Annotated in this window: 1 protein-coding gene; it reads left to right on the top strand. The window is 57.1% G+C overall.

What is annotated here, in order from left to right; translation table 11 throughout:
• Positions 1-60 precede the first annotated feature (60 nt).
• A complete protein-coding gene (locus tag IEX74_RS23010) occupies positions 61-1,587 on the top strand; it encodes an IS1182 family transposase (protein ID WP_188816446.1) in 1,527 nt (508 codons plus the stop codon).
• Positions 1,588-1,632: the final 45 nt, after the last annotated feature.

Below are 1,632 nucleotides of genomic sequence, written 5' to 3'. Positions count from 1 at the left end.
AAAGGGTTGTGGCTGTTGCAGAAGTAATAGCCTGTTAGCAAGTGTTCTCGTAGAGCGAAGATGCAGGGCAGGAAGCAGTTTACCGATCAGCTCGTCACCCAGTTCCGCCTCTCGGAACGGGTGCCACCCCATAACCTTTACCGGCGCCTCAACGAGTTGCTCAACTGGAGTTTCCTCTACGAGGCCACGCACGATCTATACAGCCATACTGGACAGCCCTCGTTAGATCCCGTTGTCTTTTTTAAGCTGCTACTAGTCGGGCATCTGGAAAATATCACCAGCACCCGCCGGCTGCTGGAACACTGCGCTTTGCGCTTGGATATCCTCCTTTTCCTGGGGTATGAACTCGATGAAGAGCTGCCCTGGCATTCCACCCTCAGCCGCACCCGCCAGCTGTATCCTGCGGCCTTGTTCGAGCAGCTCTTTGATCAGGTATTTCACTTATGCGTGGCGCAGGGCTTGGTGAAAGGCGACACCCAAGTGGTTGATTCAGCGCCCGTGAAGGCTAATGCCTCCCTGGATAGCTTGTGTGAAAAGCAGCCCATCAAAGCCCCGCCTGCTCGGATGAGGGTCGTCGACCAACCCGCCCTAACTTCCCCTAGCCCGCCTTCCCTAACGCTGGCGGCCACTCCTGCTTATCAGTTGCGCCGAGTCGCGACTCGACACGCTCGATGGCAGGCCGCACCACATCATTTTTTGGGCGCACGCCACGCCAAAGCGCGGCTGATCAGCAACAAAACGCATTATAGCCCGACGGATCCAGAGGCTCGTATTTCCATCAAGCCCGGCAAAGCGCGCGCCTTAAATTACGTCTGTAACCTAGCCGTGGACACGGCTCAAGGGGTTATCAGCCATGTGCAAGCGGATTTTGCCGACAGTCGCGACAGTGTGCATCTACCGGTTCTGGTCCACCAACTACACCAGCGTTTACGCGCCAATGGCTTGTACTGGCACGAGGTGTTAGCCGATACAGGCTATTCCAATGGGGCCAATTACGCCTTGCTAGAGCAGCAAGGTATTACGCCTTGGATCCCGGTCTTTAGCCGCTACAAACCCTCCCTCGACGGATTCACTTACCAAGCCGAGACGGATTCCTTTTGGTGTCCGGCGGGTAAGGAACTCCCCTTCAAGGACTATGATAAGAATCGGGATGGGGGATTACTAAAGCTTTACCGCGCTTCTGCGCGTGATTGCCGGGTGTGCCCGCAGAAGGCTTCCTGCATCCCGAACACGGAGCGGCGACAGATCGTCCGCACGGCCTACGATCCGCAGTACCACCGCGCCTTACGGCGCCAGCAAAGCCAGCAGGGGCAGCGCATGCGGCTCCTACGCCAGAGTACTGTGGAACCCGTGTTTGGCAGTTTGCTTCACCATTATGGTCTACGCCGCGTCAGTGCGCGGGGCCGAGCGAATGCGCACAAGACAATGCTCTTGGCCGCTGTGAGCTACAATCTGAAGAAACTCCTCAAGTACCATCCCGCTCAGACGCTCGCCCGGGTAGTGGCGTTGCCCAAACCGCCACCGCCACCCCGTCACTTGCCTTTTCGGTTACGAATCCGAGGGCTGCAGACCGGCAAGTTAAGCTAGTGGAACACAGACCTGAGAGTATAAATGGAGTTCTGCAACAGCCAC

The sequence above is a fragment of the Hymenobacter cavernae genome, assembly GCF_014641455.1.
In the GTDB taxonomy this organism is placed as follows: Bacteria; Bacteroidota; Bacteroidia; order Cytophagales; family Hymenobacteraceae; genus Hymenobacter; species Hymenobacter cavernae.
This window is presented reverse-complemented; position numbering and strand designations above follow the sequence as displayed.

What these genes read in the sequence shown, in the direction of transcription:
- IEX74_RS23010 (WP_188816446.1), top strand. Translation starts at nt 61, where the DNA reads ATGCAGGGCAGGAAGCAGTTTACCGATCAGCTCGTCACCCAGTTCCGC.